General features: G+C 46.9%; 1 rRNA gene. It reads right to left on the bottom strand.

Annotated features, from left to right (window positions below):
* A 23S ribosomal RNA gene (locus LJ207_RS12260) occupies positions 1-763 on the bottom strand; the annotation flags it as partial.

Raw genomic sequence — 763 nt, 5'->3', positions numbered from 1 at the left:
GACTATGAAGCTTATCCCCCATAGTCTGACTCCCAGAGAACATTAATTGGCATTCGGAGTTTGAATGGATTTGGTAACCTTGTTGGGCCCCTTGTCCAATCAGTGCTCTACAACCAACTAACTTTTACTCTGAGGCTAGCCCTAAAGCTATTTCGAGGAGAACCAGCTATCTCCGAGTTCGATTGGCCTTTCACCCCTATCCACAACTCATCCCATGTTTTTTCAACAACACCGGGTTCGGGCCTCCACAGGCTCTTACACCCGCTTCACCCTGGTCATGGATAGATCACTCGGTTTCGGGTCTACTCATCATAACTTCCGCCCTATTCAGACTCGCTTTCGCTCTGGCTACACCTCTATGGCTTAACCTTCTGCTACGATCAGTAACTCGCCGGTCCGTGATACAAAAAGTACGCAGTCAGACTTTCTAATAGTCCTCCTACTTGTTGTAAGCTTACGGTTTCAGTTTCTATTTCACTCCCCTCCCGGGGTTCTTTTCACCTTTCCCTCACGGTACTTGTTCACTATCGGTCATTCAGGAGTATTTAGTCTTGGAAGGTGGTCCTCCCATATTCTCACAGGGTTTCTCGTGTCCCGTGATACTCTGGATATCATCTGACTTCTTTTGCTTTACGTCTACAGGGCTATTACCCTCTACGGCGGAACTTTCCAGTCCCTTCGACTTGGCAAAAAATTTAAGCCACTTAGAGGCTGTAGCCTCTAAATGATAATATCCAACACCCACTAAAAGCAACACCTACAG

The sequence above is a fragment of the Halanaerobium polyolivorans genome (genome assembly GCF_020711195.1).
Classification (GTDB): domain Bacteria; phylum Bacillota; class Halanaerobiia; order Halanaerobiales; family Halanaerobiaceae; genus Halanaerobium; species Halanaerobium polyolivorans.
The sequence above is the reverse complement of the archived record's forward strand: the minus strand, read 5'-3'. Positions and strand labels throughout refer to the sequence as shown.